We start from the raw sequence: 21,853 nt of genomic DNA on the forward strand, positions 1-21,853 counted from the left end.
CCTGAAGCCCCGACCGGGCGTTCAGGGCCGCTCCTTCCCGGACCGGCCGACGCCCGCACGACCAGAGGCCCCCTCAGACCCTCTCGGCCCGCCTCGGGCCCTGGCAGGCCCCCTCAGGCCGCGTCAGCCGGAGAACCCCGGCACCACCAGACCGGACTCGTACGCGATCACCACCGCGTGGGTCCGGTTCTGCGCGCCGAGCTTGGTCAGCACGTTCCCGACGTGCGTCTTCACCGTCTCCAGAGTCACCGTGAGCGACTGCGCGATCTCCGGGTTGGACAGGCCGGTGGCCATCAGTCGCAGCACCTCCTCCTCCCGTCCCGTCAGCGCCGCCCTCGGCAACGCCTCGGCGGAGCCCAGCGGGCGGACGGCGACCATCCGGCGCAGTGCCGACGGGAAGAGGATCGCCTCCCCGGCCGCCACCACCCGCACCGCCTCCGCGATCTGCCGGACCGGAAGCCGCTTGAGCACGAACCCGCTGGCCCCCGCGCTGAGCGCCGCGGTGACGTAGCCGTCGTTCTCGAAGGTGGTGATCACCACGACCTTCGGCGGTTCGGCCGACTCGGCCAGCAGCTGCCGGGTGGCCTCGATCCCGTTGCGGCGCGGCATCCGCACATCCATCAGGACCACGTCCGGCCGCAGCCGCCGCGCCTGCTCGACCGCCTCGACGCCGTCGGCGGCCTCCCCGACCACCGCGATCCCCGGCTGTGCCGCGAGCAGCGTGCGCAGACCGCTGCGGGTCACCTCGTCGTCGTCCGCGATCAGGAGTGCGACGGCGGCGCCGGCCGGGCTGGTGGCGGCGGCTTCGCCCGCATCGGAACGGATCACGCCGACAACCGTACCGGCAGCCGGACCGCCAACCGCCAGTGCTGCGGCCCGTCCGGGCCGGCCTCGATCTCACCGTGCAGCAGCCGCACGCGCTCGGCCAGCCCGGGCAGGCCGTGCCCGGACGTCGGGAAGGCACCCGTGCCCGTGCCCGTCCTCGCCCCCGTCCGGTTGACCACACTGAGCTCCAGTCGGTCCGACGCGGCCGTCACCCGGACCTCGATCGGACCGCCCGTCCCGTGCCGCAACGCGTTCGTCAGCCCCTCCTGCAGGATCCGGTACGCCGCCCGGGAGAGCGTCCCCTGCACCTGCGCCAACTCGCCCGCCAGCTCGGGCTCCACCACCGCGCCCGCGTGCCGCAACCGGTCCAGCAGCTCGGGCAGGTCGGCCAAGGTACGGGTCGGCGCGGCCCCCGCCTCCTCCTCGCGCAGCACGCCCAGCACGTAGTCCAGGTCCTCCAGCGCGGCCCGGGCCGACTCCTCGATGCTGCGCAGGGCCGCCCGCGCCGCCACCGGGTCGGCGGAGAGCACCTCGCCCGCCACCGCCGCCTGGATCGTGGCCGCCGTCAGCGTGTGCCCGATCGAGTCGTGCAACTCGTGGGCCAGTCGGTTGCGTTCGGCCAGCAGCAGCTCCCGCTCGGCCGCCAGCGCGAGCCGTTCGGCCGACGACGGCCCCAACAGCCTTGGCGCCGACCACCGCAGGGTCCCCGTCACCAGCACGCACACCGCCGCCGCCAGCAGCACGCAGCCGAGCGCGACCGCCCAGCTCCAGCCGTCCGTCACCCGCACCGACCAGCCGAACAGACTCACCCTGGCCTCGGCACCGAGCCAACCCCCCGGCATGACCAGGCCCATGAGAACCAGCACACCGCTCACCAACGCCCCCGTCCACCCCAGCGCCACGTGCAGCAGCAGCCAGAGCGGAGTCCGCCAACGGTCGGCGCCGGACGGCACGGCGGGAACGGGCGCGGCAGGAGCCGGCCCGGTGCCGGGCGGGCTCGCCGGCCGACGACCGGCCACCGGATCCGGCAGCGGCACCCGCAGCAGTCGACGGGCCGACACGATCAGCACCCGCCGCGTGGTGCGGGCCAGCCCGACCACGCCGACCAGTGCCGCCCAGACCAGCAGGACCAGAACGATCCGCACTCCCTCGGGAGCGGATCGCCACGCCACCGCCGGCAGCAGTGCGAAAGGCAGCAGCGGAAGGCTCGCCAACGCGCCGCAGTAGGCGAACAGCACACCCGCGTACGTGGAGCCGCGCAGCAGCGGCCGGATTCCCCTGATCATGATCGTCAGTATGGCCGGGCGGCGCACCGGCGGCCTCCCCCGATCGAGGGAGCACTTTCTCCCTCCCGCCCGCGATGCGCACCCGAGCCCCCGGAACCCATGATCGTGTCCTGCCCGGCTGACGAGAGGACGACTGATGAACACACGAGGGACAGAGACCGCTCCGAGTGACCCGGCGTCGGCTGGGGCCGCATCCAGGTGGACGGCGTCGACGTCGGCCCGGGCAGCGCCGAGTCCAACGGCATCGGATTGGGCCGCCGGGGCGGAGCCGTGCTCCCGCCCCCGGGGCCCCGGCTACGGCCTGCGGCCTCCGGCCGGCAAGAACGGACTGGCCGTGACCGCCATGGTGCTGGGCATCATCGGCCTGGCCACCTCGATCGTCTTCGTCGGTGGCCTGCTCGGCGGCATCGGCCTGGTCCTGGGCATCGTCGCCCTGAGGACGGCCAGGCGGACCGGCGTCGGCCGGGGCGAGTCCGTCACCGCCGTGGTGACGTCGTCCATCGCGATCCTGGTGTCCGTCCTGGTCGCCGTCCTCATGGTCTGGTACGCCGACAAGACGCAGCAGTGCTACCAGCCCGACAGCTTCCAGCAGTACAGGCAGTGCGTCCACCAACAGCTCGGCAAAGACTGACCGGTGGCCGGGGGCGCAGTCGGCCATGCCCACGGCCCCGGCGCACCACCCGAGCGGCCACTCCGCCCGTACCGCCGATTTCCCAACGATTCCACAGGAGTTGACTCATGCGCGAGCAGACACGGCGGAGGCTTCGATCCTCCAGTCGACAGCAGAGCGGCCGGCGACGAGCCGTGCCGGCCGCGGCCGCGGTGGTCGTCGGCGTCATGGCGATGGGCGCCCTGGCACCGCCCGCGGCTGCGGCCGCCGCCGAACCGGACGGCGTCCAGCGGCGCCTGGACGCGTTGGTGCGTGACGACGGCGTGCCCGCCGCGCTGGCGAGCGTCAGGGACCGGGCAGGCCGCACCCGGACCTACACCGCAGGGGTCGGTGACCTGGCCACCGGTTCGAAGGTGCCCAAGGACGGTCAGGTGCGGATCGGCAGCAACACCAAGACGTTCACCGCGGTGGTCGTGCTGCAACTGGTCGGTGAAGGGAGGATCGGCCTCGACGCCACGGTCGACACCTATCTGCCGGGCCTGGTGCGCGGGGACGGGATCGACGGACGCCGCATCACCGTCCGTCAGCTCCTGCAGCACACCAGCGGGCTTCCCGACTACGGCGACCAGCTCGACGACGATGCCGTTCGACACCGGTACTTCGAACCCCGCGAGCTGCTCGACATCGCCCTCCGGCACAAGGCCGACTTCGCCCCCGGCACGAAGTGGGAGTACAGCAACACCAACTACGTGCTGGCCGGCCTGATCGTCCAGCAGGTCACCGGCCGGCCGCTCGCCGAGGAGATGGACCGCCGCATCATCCAACCCGTCGGGCTGCGCCACACCTACTTCCCCACCCCCGGTGACATGACCATCCGGGAGCCCCACCCCGAGGGCTACCACCGGGATTCGGCAGGCGGACCCCTGCACGACTTCACGGAGATGGACCCTTCTCCGGGCTGGGCGGCAGGCCAGCTGATCTCCACCAACTCCGACCTCAACCGGTTCTTCACCGCGCTCCTGACCGGCCACCTCCTGCCGGCGGCCCAGCTCGCCCAGATGCGCACCACCGTCCCCGTCGGGGGCTCCGGCGTCCGCTACGGACTGGGGATCGTGAGCAGGCCGCTGTCGTGCGGCGGTGTCTACTGGGGCCACGGCGGTGACATCCCGGGATACGAGACCCGGGGCGGAGTCACCGACGACGGCCGCGCCGCCAGCGTCGCGGTGACCAGCATCCCGTCCGAAGCGGCCACGGAGCACGTCGAGAGCGCCGTGGACACGGCCCTGTGCCACTGAACCACGCCTCCCACGAGGGCCCCTGGACGAACGGCACCGGGAACACCGCTCGAAGACCGTTCCCCGGGCAGCGAGTTACCGCTTCCCGACAAGCCGAGCCGGGCAGCGCCGACCGCGTCCCGCTCACCGGAGCCCGGCACACCTGCGGCCCGCCGCTCGCCGCCCTGGACGTGCACCCCTCGGATCGCGATGTCGACCCTCCGGCAGAGCAGGCTCGCCGTCACGGTGGAGTTCCACCCGCACGTGCCCTCGGAGGCGGCCCGTCGCGCACTGGAGAAATCCGGAGGCACGTCCCGGGTGATGTGGATCACTCGGGGCAAGCTCCGGAGTGACTGCCGCACTTCACTGCCGCACATACGATCAGAGGCCCTCCCGGTTGATCCCGGGAGGGCCTCTGACGTTGGGTGGAGCTGAGGGGATTCGAACCCCTGACCCCCTCGATGCGAACGAGGTGCGCTACCGGACTGCGCCACAGCCCCAACGAGAAAGAACTCTAGCACCTTTTGGAGGGGGCTCGTGACCACCCCCCTGACAGCCGAGCGCCCCGCCGCAGGGCGCTGACCGGCGGCGGGGCGGGGCGGCTCATTCGTTGGCGGCCCGGGGGCGGGACAGGTAGTCCTCGCCGGGCGGGGGCGGGGCGGCCTCCGCGTACTGGTCGAAGAGGGGCGTCCTGCGGGATTCGGCGGCACGGCCGGAGTCCCAGGCGTCGCGGGCGTTGAGGTCGAGCCCGCGGGTGACCCTGGGGGCGACCGGGGCGGTGACGTAGGTCGGCAGCGGGACCGGGACCGGCTCCCAGGACTCGGGGCCGGCGGCACCGTTCTCCCGCATGCCGTCCACCCACTCCTCGTGGTCGGTCGCCTCCGCCACGGCCGCGGCCGAGTTCTCCGCCGGTTCGCGGTGGCCGACCGGGTCGGCGGCCAGGCGCAGGTACGGACGCTCGGGGTCGGCGGAGTGCTCCGCCGCGCGCTCGGCCGGCCGGTCGTCCGCCCGCTCCGCCGCACGCTCCTCGGACAGCTCGGCCGCCCGCTCGCCCGGCCGCACGGCGTCGGCCAGGACGGCCTCGGGGTCGGCCGTACGGGCCCGCTCCCGCTCGCGGAGACGCTCGGCGGCCTGGGCGGCACGGGCGCGGTCCAGCTTGACCTCGTACCGCTGGCGCTCCAGCCGCCTGAGGTGGCCGATGTAGAGGGTGAGGAGGACCGCCGGGACGCCCGGAACCCAGAGGAAGGCCACGCCCGCCACCGCGGCGATCACCGCGCCCGCCGCGAAGGCGAGGAAGAGCGTGGTGACCATCCGCCGGCGCCGCGCCAGCAGCCGGGCCCGCCGCTCGGCGGGGCGCCCCTGCGCCCCCCGGTGCGGTGGACCCTGGGGATCCGCGTCCGCGTCGCCGCGGTCGGCGGACTCGGCCCGCTCCCCGGCTCCGTCGGACGCCGGAGCCGGGCCCGAGGGGGCCGCGCCCGAGTCGGTACCCGGCTCCGAAGCCGGACTGTCGTCATCGTCACCGAGGGACCGGGCCACCCGCCGCTCCAGGGCCGAACGGCCAGCCAGCAGGCGGATCGCGGTACTGAAGCGTTCCGTCGGACGAGCCTCGTTGAGCTCGTCCTGCCTGCGGAGCCACATCGGCACCAGATAGGCAGCCCAGGCCCCTACGATGACCGCGTAGATAAGGCCGCTACTGCTCACCTTTCACACGGTACGGGGGTCAGGGAAGGCCCGGCAGCAATTTGGCACGGCGTGTCGTGTGATCAAGCTGATTCTCCGACTATTTTGCCGGTATTTGTGACCACTCGCGGGGGTGGCGATGCCATATCGATATCATGTTATCGAACATATATTCAATTACCGTACTGACCTCGTACGCTGACTGCACGCCAGCGGGCCAGCATGCCCTCCGGGACCTCCTCGGCGGTCAGCGCGTAGACCAGGTGATCCCGCCAGTCCCCGTCGATGTGGAGATATCGTGGACGCATTCCCTCCGAGCGGAAGCCGAGCTTTTCCACCACCCGGCGACTCGGCCCGTTCTCCGGCCGGATGCAGACCTCGATCCGGTGCAGGCCGAGAACCGCGAAGCAATAGTCCACGGAAAGCGCGACAGAGGTGGGCATGATCCCCCGGCCGGCCACCGCCTCGTCGATCCAGTAGCCGACATTGGCCGAGCACATCGATCCCCAGGTGATCTGGCCGACCGTGAGCTGGCCGACCAGCTCGCCGCGGTACAGCACCACGAAGGGCAGGATCCGGCCGGCCGCCGCCTCGCCGCGCAGGTAGCGGACCATCTGCCGGTACGTCGGACGCGGTCCGGAGACCCGGCCGGGCTGCGCGGGCGGCACGGTGGCCTCCCAGCGCCGCAGCCAGTCCCGGTTCCGCCGGCTGACCTCCTGCCAGGCCCGTTGGTCGCGGGCCCTGATCGGGCGCAGCGTGACGTCCCCCTCGTGGAGCTCGACCTGCCAGCCGCCGTTCAGTTCCCGTCTCCCTCGCCTGCGGCGGGCCAGGGATGGTCGCCCCCGCCGAGCTGGTCCACCGCGTGGGCGAGCAACGGCTCCAGGACGGCCAGTCCGTCCTTGACGCCGCCGGTGGAGCCGGGCAGGTTGACGATCAGGGTGCGTCCGGCCAGGCCGGCCAGGCCCCGGGAGAGCGCCGAGGTGGGCACCTTCTCGCGCCCGTACGCCCGGATCGACTCGGCGATGCCGGGGATCTGGCGGTCGATCACCCGTGCGGTCATCTCGGGGGTGAGGTCCATCGGCGAGATCCCGGTGCCGCCGGTGGTGAGCACGACGTCGTACCCGGCCGCGACGGCCTCGCGCAGGGCCTCCTCGACCGGTTCGCCGTCCGGGACCACGCGCGGCCCGTCCGCCTCGAAGCCCATCCGTCGCAGACCGGCGACCAGCAGCGGGCCGCCCTTGTCCTGGTAGACCCCGGCCGAGGCGCGGTTGGAGACGGTGACGGCCAGTGCCCTCATCGCGAGGCCTCCGGCGCGTGCCAGTCGCCGCTCTTGCCGCCGGTCTTGCTGACCACCCGGACGTCCTCGATCGAAGCGCCCTTGTCGACCGCCTTGACCATGTCGATCACGGTGAGGCCGGCGACGGCGACCGCGGTGAGGGCCTCCATCTCGACGCCGGTGCGGTCGGCGGTCCTCACCGTGGCGGTGATCTCGACGGCCTCGTCGGTGACGGTCAGGTCGACCTTGACGCCGGAGATGGCGATCGGGTGGCAGAGCGGGACGAGGTCGGGGGTCCGCTTGGCCCCCATGATCCCGGCGATCCGCGCGACGGCGAGGGCGTCGCCCTTGGGGACGCCCTCGCCGCGCAGCAGTTCGATCACGCGCGGTGCCACCCGCACCCGTCCGGCGGCCACGGCCGTCCGTACGGTGGTCGCCTTCTCGGAGACGTCGACCATGCGGGCGGCGCCGGTGTCATCGACGTGCGTCAGACGGTCGCCGGAGGGTGCGGTCACGGGGAAACTCCATGGGTACGGCCAGGGTGCGCGGCGCGAACACCGCGCTGCGGGTACGAATACCGCGCTACGGTACCTCCCCGCCCTGCTCAGTCCGTGAGAAGGACCACATCCACGGTGCTGCCGGGGGCCAGCGAGGTGGTCTCCTCCGGAACGGTGATCAGGCAGTTGGCCCTGGCGAGCGCGCCGACCAGGTGTGAGCCCTCGCCGCCGACCGGGCGCACCTCGCCGTCCGCGTACCAGCCGCGCAGGAACTGCCGCCGCCCCGCCGGGGAGCGCAGTTCGGCCGGGCAGACGGCCCGGACGACCGGGCGGTGGATGTCGGTGGCACCGAGCATGGTGCGGATGACCGGGCGGACGAAGAGCTCGAAGGAGATGTACGAGCTGACCGGGTTGCCGGGCAGTGCCAGCAGCGGCACGCCGGCCCCCGCGCCGATCCGGCCGAAGCCCTGCGGCTTGCCGGGCTGCATCCGCAGCCGGCGGAAGTCGACACCGGCGGCCGCACCGCCCTCGACCGTCCGGAGGGCCTCCTTGACCACGTCGTACGCGCCGACGCTGACACCACCGCTGGTGATGATCAGATCGGCCCGGCCCAACTGGTCCTCCAGGACGGCCCGCAGGGTCGCGGCGTCGTCCGGGACGCCGCCGACCCGGTAGGCGATGGCGCCCGCGTCCCGGGCGGCCGCGGTGAGGGTGTAGCTGTTGGAGTCGGAGATCTGCCCCGGGCCCACGGGCTCGCCGGGCTGGACCAGTTCACTGCCGGTGGAGAGCACCACCACACGCGGCCGGGGCCGGACCCGGACCGTGCCCCGGCCGATGGCGGCCAGCAGGCCGAGCTGGGTCGGGCCGAGCACCGTCCCGGACGGGAGCACGTGGTCGCCCGCGGCGATGTCGCTGCCGCGGCGGCGGATGTGCGCGCCCTCGCCGACCGGGCGCAGGACGCGTACCTCCTCGTTCTCGACCGCAGCTCCCATGCTGTCGGCAGCCTGTCCGGTGCCGGTGCCGCCGTCGGTCCACTCGACCGGGGCGACGGCTTCGGCGCCGGGCGGCATCGGGGCACCGGTCATGATCCGGGCGGCCTGCCCGGGGCCGACCTTGGGCAGTTCGCCCGCGCCCGCCGCGATGTCGCCGACCACGGTGAGCACCGAGGGGTACTGCCCGGTGGCGCCGGCGGTGTCGGCGGTGCGCAGCGCGTAGCCGTCCATCGAGCTGTTGTCGAAGGGCGGCAGGTCGGTGGCGGCGACGACGTCCTCGGTGAGGGTGCAGCCCTGGGCGTCCAGCAGTCGGAGTTCGATCGCCGGGAGCGGGGCGATCCCCCCGAGGACGTCGGCGAGGTGCTCGTCGACCGTCCACATCCGCGGCGCGGCCGGGACCGGAGTCCCTTCGCAGCAGGGGTCGTTCGTCCCGGTCATCGCCTCACGCTCGCCTTCTTCGCAGCTCGGTCGCAGCCCAGCGGCCGATCGTCCGCCGATCGCCCGCAGCTCAGTCCTGCATCTCGGTGGCCACGAACTCCCTGAGCCAGGAACGGAACTCCGACCCCAGGTCCTCGCGCTCACACGCAAGCCGGACGATAGCGCGAAGGTAGTCCGCGCGGTCGCCCGTGTCATAACGGCGGCCCTTGAAGATCACACCGTGGACCGGGCCGCCGGTGGACTCGTCCCGCTGGGCGAGCTCGCGCAGCGCGTCGGTCAGCTGGATCTCGCCGCCCCGGCCGGGCCTGGTCTCGCGCAGCACGTCGAAGATCGCCGGGTCGAGGATGTAGCGGCCGATCACCGCGTAGTTCGACGGCGCGTCAGCGGTCTCCGGCTTCTCCACCAGGTCGGTGACCCGGAAGACGTCGTCGCCGAAGCCGTTGGGCTTCACGGCGGCGCAGCCGTAGAGGTGGATCTGCGAGGGGTCGACCTCCATCAGCGCGACCACCGAACCGCCGAGCTCCTGCTGCACCTGGATCATCCGGGAGAGCAGCGGGTCGCGCGGATCGATCAGGTCGTCACCGAGCAGGACGGCGAACGGCTGGCCCGCGACGTGCTGTTCGGCGACCGAGACGGCGTGCCCGAGGCCCTTGGGGTCGCCCTGCCGGACGTAGTGCATGTTGGCGAGCCGGGCGGACTCCTGGACGCGCTTGAGCTTGTCCCGGTCACCCTTGCGTGCGAGCAGCTCCTCCAGCTCGTACGCCCGGTCGAAGTGGTCCTCCAGGGCCCGCTTGTTGCGCCCGGTGACCATCAGTATGTCGGAGAGCCCCGCGGCGGCGGCCTCTTCGACGACGTACTGGATGGCCGGCTTGTCGACGACCGGCAGCATCTCCTTCGGCGTCGCCTTGGTGGCCGGCAGGAAGCGGGTCCCCAACCCGGCGGCAGGAACAACTGCCTTGGTGACGGGCATTCGGGGGTGCGTCTTCGTCATGGCGTTGACCTTACTAAGGCATGGTTCCGCTGAGCTGAGATCTGGGTTAATCGACCGTGAAACCCAGGATCGCCTTCAGATCCCATCGTGAGCGGCGGCCACAGCGGCAGTGGTGTGGGCAGCACCGACGGAGGTGAGAGGAGTCGCCTCCCCGGTGCAGGGCGCCAGATTACCGGTGTTTTCCACGCTTTTGGGCTGAGTGTCCCGAACTTCCGCTCCATCCTGGGATACGGCGGTTATGGGAGTCGGTTCGCTGCCATCGCTGGTGCCGATGAGGGCAGTTGGGTGCGAGTGACGTACGCGGCTCTTCGGATGCGTGGGCTCCACGGGCCTTGTGTGACTGATGCGGCTCTCGTGACCTGTGTGATTGGTGCGGCCCATGCGGTCGCCATGGCCTGTGCGGTCGGTGCGGTTGGTCTGGTCACCGTGATCGGTGGGGTCGGTGCGGTCGCCGTGATCGGTGGGGTCGGTGCGGTCGCCGTGATCGGTGGGGCCCCCGTGATCGGTGGGGTCGGCCGTACGCCAGCAGTCGCCGCCGTCGGCGCGGGCACGGGCCAGCGCCCGGTCCGCGGCGCGCAGCAGCACGGCGGCGTGCGCCCCGTCGGCTGGCAGCACCGCGACACCGATCGCGGCGGTCAGACCGTTGCCGCCGACGTGCCGGCGCGGCTCCGGGCCTGCGGGCGACCAGTCCAGCAGCCGGTGCCTGCGCACCGACCAGCAGAGCCGCTCGGCGACGTGCGCCGCGCCGTCCGCCCCGGTGTCCGGCAGGACGATCAGGAACTCCTCACCGCCGTACCGGCCGAGGGTGTCCGAACGGCGGATCTCCACGCTCAGCCGCTGGGCCAGGTCCCGCAGCACGGCGTTGGCCCGGCGCCGGCCGTGCTCGGCCACCACCGCCTCGAAACCCGTGATCTCCATCATCAGCAGCGCCAGCCGGCGCGGGCGCTCGCCCGGCTCGGCCCGGCGGGAGCGCTCCACCTCCCGGTCCAGGGTGAGTTGGAGGTGGCGGTAGTTCCAGACACCGGTCTGCGGGTCGCAGGAGGCGGTCCGCCGGAGCACGTCGCACTCGGCCTCCAGCTCGGCGATCCGCCGCCCGAGAGCCGACTCCCGCTCGGCGGCGTGTGCCGTGGACCGGCGCAGCCGCAGACCGGACAGCACGGCCGTGGCCAGCCCGGTGGCGCTCAGCCCGGCCAGGGCGGCGGCCAGCAGCTGGGTGGACATCCATCGCCTTCCGCATGTCAGGCTCTGAACGCCGGGCGGCACGGGACAGACCCGTGGCGTCGGCGGGAGCGGAACCCAGGAGGATCCATTGCACAACGAGAAGGCCGAGCTGAGGTCACGGTTGCTCGCGGACCGGCGTGCGCTGTCGCCCGAATGGCGCGAAACCGCCGCCGCCGCACTGTCCGGACGCGCCGTGGAGCTGGCCGGAGCGGGGCAGACCGTCGCCGCGTACGTCTCGGTCGGGGCGGAGCCCGGGACCCGGCCGCTGCTGGAAGCCCTGCGGGAGCGGGGGGTTCGGGTGCTGCTGCCGGTGCTGCTCCCCGACAACGACCTGGACTGGGCGGAGTACTGGGGCCCCGAGCAGCTCGCCCCCGCCGGGCGCGGACTGCTGGAGCCGACCGGACCGCGGCTCGGCCCCGAAGCGGTCTGCGCCGCCGCGCTGGTGCTGCTGCCGGGGCTCGCGGTGGACCGGCGGGGCCTGCGCCTCGGCCGCGGCGGCGGCTCCTACGACCGCGTCCTGGCCCGGCTGGCCCGGGCCAGGGTCCGCCCGGTGCTGGCCACCCTGCTGTACGACACCGAGCTGCTCGACGCCGTCCCCGCCGAGCCGCACGACCTGCCGGTGCAGGTGGCGGTCACCCCGGCCGCCGTCCACCGCCTCGCCCCCCGCTGACCCGCCCGGGGTGCGGACGCACGCAGGGGCGCGGGGAACCCTGCGGGCGGCCGTGCCCTCCACCGAGGACCGGTCGCGCAGTTCCCCGCGCCCCTGGACGATCGTCCGCTCGCTCCGGCGCCCTACTGGGCGCTGAGGACCAGCTTGTGCTTGGTCGCCTTCTCCACCGCGTCCGCCGACCAGGCCCAGGGGAGGAGTTCGCCCTTGGCCCACAGGGCGGTCTGGTCGTTGTAGTTGGCGTGGAAGGCGTGGCCCGAGGCACCGCCGACGTTGATCCAGCGGGAGGCGTTGAAGTCGCTCAGGTCGACGACCATCCGCATCGAGGGGATCCAGTCCACCTGGTACCCCGCCGCCGCGTTCCACCCGGAGGCGTTGACCGCCGCGCTGCCGCCGGAGAGCTGGTACGGGCCGCGGTTGAGCAGCTTGTGGACCAGCCCGGAGGCGATCGAGGAGTCGTCGGTGCCGAGCGTCTGCTCCTTGAGGGTCAGGGAGTGCAGCCGGCCCCAGTTCCAGGTGGAGATGTCCTTGCCCATCTGCGCCGTGAGGTCCTGGCGGGCGTCCTTCATGGCCTCGGCGAGCAGGTTGTTCAGGCCGTGCTGCTGCACGTGGTTGGAGTCGATGTAGTCCCACCAGGTGCTCTTCGGGTTGCCGAGCAGCTGCCGGACCACCTCGGTCCACCGGTCGCCGCCGTCGGGCTGGGCGAAGTGCGCGTCGCGGGTGCCGCACTCGGTGACCGGGTGCGCGGCGCCGCCGATCGCGTCGTCGGGCAGCGTGTTGTTGCTCTTCTGGCGGACCAGCAGGCAGTCGCCCTTGGCGCGGAGGTCGGCCGGGAACTTCTGGCCGAAGGCGAGGGTGAGCAGCTGGCGCCAGACGCCGTTGTAGTACGCGGCGGCGGCGGAGTAGGCGTCCTGGTGGTAGTTCCAGTCCTTCAGCAGGTCCTGCGCCTCGCGGACGTACGGGTCGTTGATCTGGACCTTGAGCAGCAGCGGGACCAGCGTCTGGGCCATCACGTTGGTGTTGTCCAGCTGCATCGACTGCATGTCGTCCGGCGAGATCTTGCCGCCGTTCTTCAGCTTGCCGTCGATCAGGTCGGTGATCTCCTTGGCCCGGGTGCCGTACTCCCAGTCCTTGGTGAGCAGGTACGGGTACGTGGGGTCCACCACGGCCTGGTTGGCGGTGACGATGTAGCCGTTCTTGGGGTTGAAGCTGTACGGCAGCGAGTTGAAGGGCACGAAGTCCTTCTTCCAGCCGTAGCTGGAGTCCCAGCCGGGGGCCGGGTAGCTGCCGTCGCCCTTGGTGCGCTGCGGGATCATGCCCGGCGCCTGGTAGCCGATGTTGTTGCTGGTGTCGGCGTAGATCAGGTTCTGGGCGGGGACCGCGAAGTCGGCGGCGGCGGACCGGAAGTCGGTCCAGTTGGCCGCGCGGTCGAGCTTGAAGACGGCGTCCATGGTCTTGCCCGGGGTGAGGGCGGTCCACTGGAGTGCCACGCCGTAGCCCTGGGCGCGGTCGGGGGCCGCGTTGCCCGCGGGGGCGTACTTGCCGACGGTCTGCTGCTCGGAGCTCTGGTCCGAGATCAGCGGGCCGCGGTCGGTGCTGCGGACGGTGATGGTCCGGTCGGCGCCGCCGGCGACCTTGATGGTCTCCTTGCGGGTCTGGAACTTCACGTTCTGGCCGTCGACCAGGTAGGTGTCGGGGCCGGTGACCTTCTCCAGGTAGAGGTCGGTGACGTCGGCGCCGAGGTTGGTGAAGCCCCAGGATACCTTCTGGTTGTGGCCGATCACCACGCCGGGCATCCCGGCGAAGGTGAAGCCCGAGGTGTCGAAGGCGCAGCCGGCGCTGACGGTCCGGCAGTGCAGGCCCATCTGGTACCAGACCGAGGGCAGGCCGGGGCCGAGGTGCGGGTCGTTGGCCAGCAGCGGCTTGCCGGTGGTGGTGTGGTCACCGCTGACCACCCAGGAGTTGGAGCCGATGCCCTGGCCCTGCGGGCCGAGCAGCTGCGGCAGCGCGGCCATCTTGGCGGAGATGTCGGTGAACAGCGCGTTGCTGGCGGCCCGGCCCTGGGCGGCACCCGTCGGGGCGGCGGAGCCGTCGGCCGGCTTGTAGGTGCCGTCCGTGCCGACCGTGCCGGTCTTCACGATGGTGCCGTTGCGGTCGTACGGGTACGCCGGGTAGAGCTGGGCGATCTGCTCCGGCGCGAAGTCCTGGGAGAGCAGCGAGCGGTCGATCTCCTCCTGCATGTTGCCGGAGAGGTTCCAGGCCATCGCCTTGAGCCAGGCCACCGAGTCGACCGGGTCCCACGCCTCGGGCTTGTAGCCGCTGTTCACCGTGCCGAGCAGGGCGTACTCCAGCGAGGCGCTCTGACCGCCGGGGTGCTGGGCGAGCCAGGCGTTGACCCCGTCCGAGTAGGCCTTCAGGTACTTCTTGGTGTCGGCGGACAGCTGGGTGTCGTACTCCTGCTGCGCGACCTGGCGCCAGCCCATGGTGCGCAGGAAGGTGTCGGTCTCGACCTGGCTGGAGCCGAACATCTCGGAGAGCCGGCCCGAGGTGACGTGGCGTCGGACGTCCATCTCCCAGAACCGGTCCTGGGCCTGCACGTAGCCCTGGGCGCGGAACAGGTCCTCGGGGGTGTCGGCGTACAGCTGCGGAATGCCGTTGGCGTCGCGCTTGACGTCCACGGGCGCGGACATGCCGGCCACCGTCACGCTGCCGTCCACGTCGGGGAACGAGGCGCGGACGGCGCTGACCGCCCAGTAGCCGCCGCCTCCGACGGCGGCCACGAGCAGCACGACCAGCACGAGCACGATCAGACGGGCGCGCCGGAACTTCTTCGAGCGGGGCATCTGGGTCCTTGGCTGGGTTGCGTTGACGGCCGTGACAGGTCACCACATTAGGGCGACTCAGCTGGCGGACATGCACGGGGGACGTCCACGGTGGGCTGAGGTGGACCTTACCGGTCTCGCCGGACGGACAGCGACGATCAAAGAGCAGGTAAAATGTTAGACTGAGTAACAAGTCGTCGAACGAGCCATCAGCTCCGACCACTCGCCTGCCCCGACCGCCCCTACGACGTGCCGAGGTGCCACTGCGTGACTGTCGACCACCTGAACCGCCTCCTGCTCGAGTTCTCCGTGATCCTTCTGTTCGCGGTGGTGGCCGTGCGAATCTCGACCCGATCAGGGCTGCCCAGCCTGCTGATCTACCTGGGGATCGGCGTCGCGCTGGGCCAGAACGGCCTCGGAGTCACCTTCAACAATGCCGAGCTCACCCAGGTCCTCGGCTACGCGGCCCTGGTGGTGATCCTCGCCGAGGGCGGTCTGAAGACCAGCTGGCAGACGATAAAGCCGGTCATGCCGGCCGCCTCGGTGCTGGCCACCGCGGGTGTGGCGGTCAGCGTCTTCGTCACCGCCGCGGGCGCCCACTGGCTGGCCGGGTTCGACTGGCGGGTCTCCCTGCTGCTCGGCGCGATCGTCTCCTCCACCGACGCCGCAGCGGTCTTCTCGGTGCTGCGGATGGTGCCGCTGCCCACCCGGCTGACCGGCCTGCTGGAGGCCGAGTCCGGCTTCAACGACGCCCCCGTGGTCATCCTCGTGGTCGCCTTCGCCACCACCGGACCGCTGGACCCCTGGTACGTCCTGGTCGGCACGATCCTCGCCGAGCTGGCCATCGGCGCCGCTGTGGGATTCGCCATAGGCAGGCTCGGCGCGTACGGGATCAAGCACGTCGCGCTGCCCTCCTCCGGCCTCTACCCGATCGCCGTGATGTCGCTGGCCGTACTGGCGTACGCGGGCGGCTCGCTGCTGCACGGCTCCGGCTTCCTGGCGGTCTACACCGCCTCGGTGATCCTCGGGAACGCCAAGCTCCCGCACGGCCCCGCCGTCCGGGGTTTCGCGGACGGGCTGGCCTGGATCGGGCAGATCGGCATGTTCGTGGTGCTCGGCCTGCTCTGCAACCCCGACACCATGCGCTCGGCGGTCATCCCGGCGCTGGTGATCGGAGCGGTGCTGGTCTTCGTCGCCAGACCCGCCTCGGTCCTCGCCTCCCTCACGCCGTTCCGGCTGCCCTGGCGCGAGCAGGCCCTGCTGAGCTGGGCCGGGCTGCGCGGAGCGGTGCCCATCGTGCTGGCGACCATCCCGCTGGTGGCCGAGGTGCCGCAGGCGCAGGAGGTCTTCAACATCGTCTTCATCCTGGTCGTCGTCTTCACCCTGCTCCAGGGCCCGACCCTGCCGCTGGTCGCCCGCAAGCTGCGGATCTCCGAGGGCGCGATGGGCCAGGACCTGGGCATCGAGTCCGCGCCGCTGGAACACCTGCACGGCCGCCTGCTGTCGGTCGCGCTCTCCGGGACGTCCCGGATGTCCGGCGTCGAGGTGGGCGAGCTGCGGCTGCCCGCCGGGGCCGCCGTCACCCTGGTGGTCCGCGACGACAGCAGCTTCGTCCCCGACAAGGCCACCGTACTGCGGGCCGGCGACGAACTGCTCGTGGTCACCACCGAGGAAGTCAGCGAGGCTGCGGAGCGCAGGCTGCGGGCGGTCGACCGAGGCGGAAAGCTTGCCGGATGGCTGCACGGGCGCTAGATTCACACCTTTTCCGTGCCGTTCACCTTCTGTGGCCCGCACGGACCGGGTCCGCAGTGCGTACTATGGACCGAAATACCTGTTTTCATCACCGAAAACCCGCAACATCTGTCTGATGCAGAGTTGGCGCGACCGCTCGGCGGCCGTGGTCCCATCTCAGGTCGGCCCGCTTCCAGCACCATCGGCCACCCCTGGACCCCGGTATCAACCCCGGTCAACGCACGAGAGGACGACTCTCGGCGCTGCCGGGGGAAACCCATACCCCGGCCGCGCTACCAGGCAGCAGGAAGGACCGACCGTGACGGCCCGCCGAACGGTCGCAGAGCCCACTCCTACCCGCGTCGGCTACGGCACGCTGCTCCGCACCCCCGGAGCCTGGACCTTCCTGGTCCCCGCCTTCGCGGCCCGACTCCCCTACGCGATGCTCAGCGCGGCCATCGTGCTGCTCATCCAGCACGAGTACCACTCGTACGGCACGGCCGGCCTGGTGGTGGCGTTCGCCGCGGCGACCCAGGCGCTGATCGGTCCGCAGACCGGTCGGCTCTCCGACCGGTCCGGCCAGGCCGCCGTGCTGGTCCCCACCATCGCGGTGCACGCCGCCGCGGTGGCCGCACTGATCGCGCTGGCGCTGAACCACGCGCCGGTCTGGACGCTCTACCTGGCGGCCGGTACCGCCGGTGCCAGCGTGCCGCAGATCGGCGCGATGGTCCGGGCCCGCTGGGTCGCCAAGTTCCCCGACTCGCCGCAGAAGCTGAACACCGCGTTCGCCTTCGAGTCCGTGACCGACGAGTTCACGTTCGCGATCGGCCCGGTGCTGGCCTCCGGGATCTCCGCCTTCGCCTCGCCCTCCATCGCCCTGATCACCGAGGCCGCGCTGACCGTGGTCGGCGGTCTCGCCTTCGCCGCGCAGCGCGGTACCGCACCGGCGCTGCACCCCCGGGTGCCCGGCGCCAAGCAGGTCTCGGCGCTCTCCTCGCCCGGCGTCCGGCTGCTGGCGGGGTCCTTCCTGGGCGTCGGCTCCGTCTTCGGTGCGATGACCGTCTCGGTGACCGCCTACGCCACCGCCGAGGGCCAGTCCGGCCTCACCGGCGTGGTGTACGGGATCTTCGCGGGCGGCAGCATGCTGGCCGGTGTGCTGTACGGCATGATCTCCTGGCGCCGTTCGGTCAAGCAGCGGATGCTCGGCAGCTACACGCTGCTGGTGCTGGGCTGCTCGACGCTCTGGGCGATGCCCAACCTGACCACGCTGGCGATCGCCGGACTGTTCTGCGGTCTGGCCATCGCGCCGACCCTGATCAGCGGCTACACGCTGGTCGAGACGCTGGTCTCGGACGGCGCCAAGACCGAGGCGTTCACCTGGCTGACCGGGGCCATCGGGCTCGGCCTGGCCGCGGGTTCCATCGTGGCCGGACTCCTGGTGGACCAGCACGGCGCCTGGGCCGGCTTCGTGGTGCCGGTCTTCGGAGCCGGGCTCGGCCTGCTCGCGCTGGCCTCGCTGCGGCGGCTGCTGGACGCCCCCGGCACGCCCAGCCGCACCGTGGCGCACGGCGGGGCCCAGGTCCAGCTGGCCGGTGCGTCCAAGGGCTGAGGCACGTCTGCGCGGCGCGCCGGACGGGGCATCTCACACCCGGCGGCGCTGGACTGATCCAGCGGAATGCCGCATCATTGACCGTCGTTAGCACTCATCAGGCGCGAGTGCCAGGGGGAAGTGCAGGAGGAAGACAAGTGCCCACGTACCAGTACCAGTGCACCGAGTGCGGCAACGGCCTGGAGGCGGTGCAGAAGTTCACCGACGAGGCGCTGACCACGTGCCCCGACTGCCAGGGAAAGCTCCGCAAGGTCTTCTCGGCCGTGGGCGTGGTCTTCAAGGGCTCGGGCTTCTACCGCACCGACAGCCGCTCCTCGTCGAGCAGCTCGGTGAGCTCCTCGACGTCGTCCTCGACCTCGGCGTCCTCGCCCTCGTCGTCCACCGCGCCGGCTCCGGCCGCCGCCTCGGCGCCGGCGGCGAGCACCAGCACCGCGAGCTGACACGGACGCACTCCGGGCCGCCGCTGCGGCCCGCTCGAAAGGCCCGGGTTCGGAGACGAACCCGGGCCTTTCGTATGACCGCATCACCCCTGTGGGTGAACGGAGTTATCCACAGCGCCGGGTTTTCCACAGGAATTGACGGGGGGATTCCCCGGCGGACGAGGGCCGCGCACCCTGATGCGCATGACGACGTTCCTGGAACAGCACTCGCCGCACTCGCACCCCGCCGCCGCCCGCACCGCCAGGGCCGCCCCCTCGGCCGTACCACCCCGGCGTACCGTCCCCGCCTTCCCGCCGATCCGGCGCGGGGGCGGTGGGCGACACCGGCTCCAGCAGGCCGTCCGGCACCGGCCCGGAGTCCTGGTGACGGGCCTGCTGGCAGCCGCCACCGCGTTCACGGCCGGGCCGCTCCGCCCCGGCCCCCCTGCACCGGCCGCCCCCTCGACCGCCTCGGCAGCGGCCGCGCCGGTCGCCACCCCGCGCTGCACCGGGACGGCACCACCGAACGGATGAGCACGCGGGAATCCATCGGAATTCGCCGGGCGCCACGGGCACTCGCCGGAGTTCTCCAAAAATCGTCGGAGCCCACTGACCTCGCGCATCCGGAATTCGTCGAGGCCGAAGCCTGAGGGCTCTACCGACACCCCGCACGACACGAAAGGCCGGGGAATTCCTGCTTCGCGGCAATTCCGTCGTTCTCGTTGCCGCCGCCGTGGCCGGCCGACGCGTCGAAGGTCGCCGTGCCATCACAAGTCGCCGTGCCATCAGAGAGGCCGGGAGGATGACGTCCGGCCTGGTGCCTGGCGCTGCACGGCCGGGCGCGAATCAGCCGCAGAGGTCGGCGCCGCCGAGCGGTCGGCCCGTCCACCGCCGCCCTGTCGCCCGTTGCCCCCAGCCCGCCCGGGCCCGGCTAGTCGCCGTGGTGCGGGGGCCGCTGGCTCAGGTACCAGTCCAGACCGCGTCCGCCGCTCTCCCCCGCCTGCGGGCGCTCGCCCCAGCCCCGGTCCGTGTCGTCCCCCGTCTGCTGGTCCAGCGGGTCCCCGAAGACCAGCTTCACCTTCGGCCGGGTCGGCTCGTCCTGCTCGGCCATCTCTGCTCCGTTCCTTGTCAACTGCAACCTCCAGCCAGCGTAGGCGGCCCGGGGCGACGAGGCCCCTGCCCGCCGGGCGCCGGACAGCGCCGGACCCCGGCACGGCCGCCGACCGGACCGGGGTTCCGAAGCGGACCGGGGCCCCGGAGCTCCGGACGGCCGGAGCACGGCTGTCAGGCGGCCTCGAAGCCCGCGTGGTCGGCGATCTTCTTCAGCTCCGCGAGTGCGTGCTTCTCGATCTGACGGATCCGCTCGCGGGTGAGCCCGTGCTGCTTGCCCACCTCCGTCAGCGTCCGCTCGCGGCCGTCCTCCATTCCGTACCGGGAGCGGATGATGGAGGCCGTCCGGTCGTCGAGCCGGCCGATCAGGTCGTCCAGCTCCTCCCGGCGGAGCATGACCATCACGGCGTCCTCCGGAGAGACCGCCCCGGTGTCCTCGACCAGGTCACCGAACTGGGTCTCGCCCTCGTCGTCCACGGACATGTTGAGGCTCACCGGGTCACGGGCCCAGTCGAGTACGTCCTTGATCCGGTCCTCGGTGGTGTCGAGTTCGGCGGCGATCTCGGCGGGCTCGGGCTCCCGGCCCAGCTCCTTGGCCTTCTCGCGCTGCACCCGGCGAATCCGGCCCAGCTCCTCGACCAGGTGGACGGGCAGCCGGATGGTGCGCGACTGGTCGGCGATCGAGCGGGTGATCGCCTGGCGGATCCACCAGGTCGCGTAGGTGGAGAACTTGAACCCCTTCGCGTAGTCGAACTTCTCGACCGCTCGAACCAGGCCGGCGTTGCCCTCCTGGATCAGGTCGAGCAGGGGGAGGCCGCTGCGCGGGTACCGCCGGGCGACCGCGACCACCAGGCGGAGGTTCGAACGGATGAAGACGTCCTTGGCGCGCTCGGCGTCGTTGGCTATCGCCTCCAGCTCCTCGCGATGGGCACCGTTGGGAATGATGTCCTCGTCCAGCAGGTGCTGGGCGTAGACACCCGCCTCGATGCGCAGCGAGAGCTCGACCTCCTCAGCGGCATCGAGCAGAGGCGTCCGGGCGATCTCGTCGAGGTACATACCGACGAGGTCACGGTCGGCCTCAAGGTTGTTCGGGCGGGCCGAGCGAGTCCGGTCGGCGCTGCCACGGACGACGGCACGAGTGGCCATGCTTGCTCCCTTGCTGCTGGTGCCGGTCTCCCTGGTCTTCACCCCCACCGGGGCGAGCCGAGGACAAAGAGATGCGGGCCCCATGGAGGCTCACACGTAACGATCCAACGCACAGAAATCGGACAACATTCCCAACTCGGCCAGATTCCTCCTGGGATGCAGTATCCTGCGGAATTTGACCCATGATCGCGCACATTGTGTGATCGAACGGAGACAGGCCGTGTCGAAATCGTCCCGTCCACGAACTCAACGAACGAGATCCGACATCCGCAGCTTCTCCTCACAAAAGATGCCAAATCGCTATCAGGACGGTGCGGACTCCCCCGCCGACCCTGGGAAGGTGTCAGCCATGCACCCGCCCGCCAACGGCGCCAGCGCCGCCTCCGCCCGGCACCGCCGCGGCCGACTGCTCGAGTCCGCGGCTCTGGCCCTCGGCTGCGCCGCGCTCCTGGGCGTACTGCTGGCCCTGGTGCAGAGCGGCTGGGGCCCGCTCGCCCGCCTGGACCGCGGCTGGGTCGACGCGCTGCACGACTACGCCCGCCGCCACACCGCCTGGACGGCGTCCATGCAGATGGTCTCCGACATCGGCGGCACGGTCACCACGCGCGCGATCCTGGGTGCCACGGCCGTCTGGCTCTGGGCGATCGGCGCCCGGATGCTGGCCGGCTGGGCGGCGGCCCAGGTACTGCTCGGCTGGCTGGCCAACTGGGGCGGGAAGGCGCTGGTCGGCCGGGCCAGGCCGCACTTCGCCGACCCGGTCTCGTACGCGTCGGGTGCGTCCTTCCCCTCCGGGCACGCGATGTCCTCGGCGATCACCGGCGCGGCACTGGTGATCCTGGTCTGGCCGCGCGCCAACCGGGCCGGGCGGGCCACCGCCTGCACCGCCGCCGCACTCGCCGTCCTGACCATCGGCTGGACCAGGATCGCCCTCGGGGTGCACTGGCCCAGTGACGTCCTCGCCGGGTGGCTGACGGCCGGCCTGGTGGTCGGCGGGGTGACGGTCGCGGTCGAGCTGTGGCGGCCCGGCGCACTGAGCCGTGACGTGCGCCGGGTCAACTGGCGGACCAGGCCGAGGGTGCAGCGCGTCCTGGTCCCGGGAGTCAGCATGGGGCCGCGTCGGGAGAGTGAATCCGCCGCCCCTGACGGGCAGTGAGAAAGGTCACATCTCATCGGGGCGAGCCGGGGGGAGGGATCGGTAGAGTGCCGCGCCGACCAAAGCGCCGTGCGCAGACACCGGGTAAATCACTGCAAATCGGGTC

The 21,853-nt window shown here is 71.9% G+C and carries 20 protein-coding genes and 1 tRNA gene; 8 read left to right on the forward strand and 13 right to left on the reverse strand.

The annotated features are described in order from the left end of the window. Nucleotides 1-123 precede the first annotated feature (123 nt). On the reverse strand, nt 124-828 hold the full coding sequence (locus tag ACFC1R_RS08990; protein WP_375935044.1) for a response regulator: 705 nt from the start codon (nt 826-828) through the stop codon (nt 124-126). Then, nucleotides 825-2,111 carry a histidine kinase gene (locus ACFC1R_RS08995; RefSeq protein WP_375935047.1) on the reverse strand — a complete coding sequence of 429 codons (1,287 nt, stop codon included), beginning with the start codon at nt 2,109-2,111 and terminating at the stop codon, nt 825-827. The genes ACFC1R_RS08990 and ACFC1R_RS08995 overlap by 4 nt, the downstream gene beginning before the upstream one ends. A gap of 343 nt (nt 2,112-2,454) precedes the next feature. Here ACFC1R_RS08995 and ACFC1R_RS09000 point away from each other — a divergent pair, with 343 nt between their 5' ends. Then, nucleotides 2,455-2,742 (forward strand): DUF4190 domain-containing protein, encoded by a 288-nt coding sequence (locus ACFC1R_RS09000; RefSeq protein WP_375935334.1) that lies wholly within the window; start codon nt 2,455-2,457, stop codon nt 2,740-2,742. A 107-nt stretch (nt 2,743-2,849) separates the two neighbouring features. Continuing rightward, on the forward strand, nt 2,850-4,016 hold the full coding sequence (locus ACFC1R_RS09005) for a serine hydrolase domain-containing protein (RefSeq protein WP_375935049.1): 1,167 nt from the start codon (nt 2,850-2,852) through the stop codon (nt 4,014-4,016). 405 nt (nt 4,017-4,421) lie between these two features. Here the strand turns inward: ACFC1R_RS09005 and ACFC1R_RS09010 are convergent. The 8 genes from ACFC1R_RS09010 to ACFC1R_RS09045 all read right to left on the reverse strand — a co-directional run bounded on the left by ACFC1R_RS09010 (nt 4,422) and on the right by ACFC1R_RS09045 (nt 11,090). Beyond that, nucleotides 4,422-4,495 (reverse strand) — tRNA-Ala (locus tag ACFC1R_RS09010). A 103-nt stretch (nt 4,496-4,598) separates the two neighbouring features. Then, nucleotides 4,599-5,696, reverse strand: coding sequence for a hypothetical protein (locus ACFC1R_RS09015; protein ID WP_375935051.1), 1,098 nt, complete (start codon nt 5,694-5,696; stop codon nt 4,599-4,601). Between the two features lie 152 nt (nt 5,697-5,848). Further along, nucleotides 5,849-6,475 (reverse strand): GNAT family N-acetyltransferase, encoded by a 627-nt coding sequence (locus ACFC1R_RS09020; protein WP_375935337.1) that lies wholly within the window; start codon nt 6,473-6,475, stop codon nt 5,849-5,851. Then, nucleotides 6,472-6,972 carry a molybdenum cofactor biosynthesis protein B gene (locus ACFC1R_RS09025; RefSeq protein WP_375935054.1) on the reverse strand — a complete coding sequence of 167 codons (501 nt, stop codon included), beginning with the start codon at nt 6,970-6,972 and terminating at the stop codon, nt 6,472-6,474. Before ACFC1R_RS09025 ends, ACFC1R_RS09020 begins: the two co-directional genes overlap by 4 nt. After that, complete coding sequence (moaC, locus tag ACFC1R_RS09030) at nt 6,969-7,409, reverse strand: cyclic pyranopterin monophosphate synthase MoaC (protein WP_375935340.1); 441 nt, start codon at nt 7,407-7,409, stop codon at nt 6,969-6,971. Before moaC ends, ACFC1R_RS09025 begins: the two co-directional genes overlap by 4 nt. A gap of 146 nt (nt 7,410-7,555) precedes the next feature. Further along, nucleotides 7,556-8,878, reverse strand: a complete 1,323-nt coding sequence (gene glp / locus ACFC1R_RS09035) for a gephyrin-like molybdotransferase Glp (protein ID WP_375935056.1) — start codon at nt 8,876-8,878, stop codon at nt 7,556-7,558. A gap of 70 nt (nt 8,879-8,948) precedes the next feature. After that, nucleotides 8,949-9,869 carry a UTP--glucose-1-phosphate uridylyltransferase GalU gene (gene galU, locus ACFC1R_RS09040; RefSeq protein WP_375935059.1) on the reverse strand — a complete coding sequence of 307 codons (921 nt, stop codon included), beginning with the start codon at nt 9,867-9,869 and terminating at the stop codon, nt 8,949-8,951. 75 nt (nt 9,870-9,944) lie between these two features. After that, nucleotides 9,945-11,090, reverse strand: coding sequence for a GGDEF domain-containing protein (locus ACFC1R_RS09045; protein WP_375935062.1), 1,146 nt, complete (start codon nt 11,088-11,090; stop codon nt 9,945-9,947). 88 nt (nt 11,091-11,178) lie between these two features. On the opposite strand from ACFC1R_RS09045, the gene ACFC1R_RS09050 reads away from it, so the two are divergent. Further along, nucleotides 11,179-11,760, forward strand: coding sequence for a 5-formyltetrahydrofolate cyclo-ligase (locus ACFC1R_RS09050; RefSeq protein WP_375935065.1), 582 nt, complete (start codon nt 11,179-11,181; stop codon nt 11,758-11,760). A 122-nt stretch (nt 11,761-11,882) separates the two neighbouring features. On the opposite strand, the gene ACFC1R_RS09055 is transcribed toward ACFC1R_RS09050, so the two are convergent. After that, the gene (locus ACFC1R_RS09055; protein ID WP_375935068.1) at nt 11,883-14,600 is read right to left on the reverse strand and encodes a penicillin acylase family protein; all 2,718 of its coding nucleotides are present in this window, start codon (nt 14,598-14,600) and stop codon (nt 11,883-11,885) included. Nucleotides 14,601-14,846: 246 nt separating this feature from the next. On the opposite strand from ACFC1R_RS09055, the gene ACFC1R_RS09060 reads away from it, so the two are divergent. The 4 genes from ACFC1R_RS09060 (at nt 14,847) to ACFC1R_RS09075 (ending at nt 18,872) form a co-directional block, all read left to right on the forward strand. Further along, the gene (locus ACFC1R_RS09060; protein ID WP_375935070.1) at nt 14,847-16,331 is read left to right on the forward strand and encodes a potassium/proton antiporter; all 1,485 of its coding nucleotides are present in this window, start codon (nt 14,847-14,849) and stop codon (nt 16,329-16,331) included. A 298-nt stretch (nt 16,332-16,629) separates the two neighbouring features. After that, complete coding sequence (locus tag ACFC1R_RS09065; RefSeq protein WP_375935073.1) at nt 16,630-17,919, forward strand: MFS transporter; 1,290 nt, start codon at nt 16,630-16,632, stop codon at nt 17,917-17,919. A gap of 137 nt (nt 17,920-18,056) precedes the next feature. Continuing rightward, nucleotides 18,057-18,359 carry an FmdB family zinc ribbon protein gene (locus ACFC1R_RS09070; RefSeq protein WP_375935076.1) on the forward strand — a complete coding sequence of 101 codons (303 nt, stop codon included), beginning with the start codon at nt 18,057-18,059 and terminating at the stop codon, nt 18,357-18,359. A 183-nt stretch (nt 18,360-18,542) separates the two neighbouring features. After that, nucleotides 18,543-18,872 (forward strand): hypothetical protein, encoded by a 330-nt coding sequence (locus ACFC1R_RS09075; RefSeq protein WP_375935079.1) that lies wholly within the window; start codon nt 18,543-18,545, stop codon nt 18,870-18,872. Nucleotides 18,873-19,269: 397 nt separating this feature from the next. Here the strand turns inward: ACFC1R_RS09075 and ACFC1R_RS09080 are convergent, their stop codons facing one another. Together ACFC1R_RS09080 and ACFC1R_RS09085 are read right to left on the reverse strand one after the other, a co-directional pair. Further along, complete coding sequence (locus ACFC1R_RS09080) at nt 19,270-19,449, reverse strand: hypothetical protein (RefSeq protein WP_375935081.1); 180 nt, start codon at nt 19,447-19,449, stop codon at nt 19,270-19,272. Nucleotides 19,450-19,622: 173 nt separating this feature from the next. Continuing rightward, entirely contained in the window at nt 19,623-20,594 is a 972-nt protein-coding gene (locus tag ACFC1R_RS09085) for an RNA polymerase sigma factor RpoD/SigA (protein ID WP_375935084.1), read from the reverse strand. Between the two features lie 349 nt (nt 20,595-20,943). Between ACFC1R_RS09085 and ACFC1R_RS09090 the strand changes: the two genes are divergently transcribed. Further along, complete coding sequence (locus tag ACFC1R_RS09090; RefSeq protein ID WP_375935087.1) at nt 20,944-21,747, forward strand: phosphatase PAP2 family protein; 804 nt, start codon at nt 20,944-20,946, stop codon at nt 21,745-21,747. Nucleotides 21,748-21,853: the final 106 nt, after the last annotated feature.

This window comes from Kitasatospora sp. NPDC056138 (assembly GCF_042264695.1).
Classification (GTDB): Bacteria; Actinomycetota; Actinomycetes; order Streptomycetales; family Streptomycetaceae; genus Kitasatospora.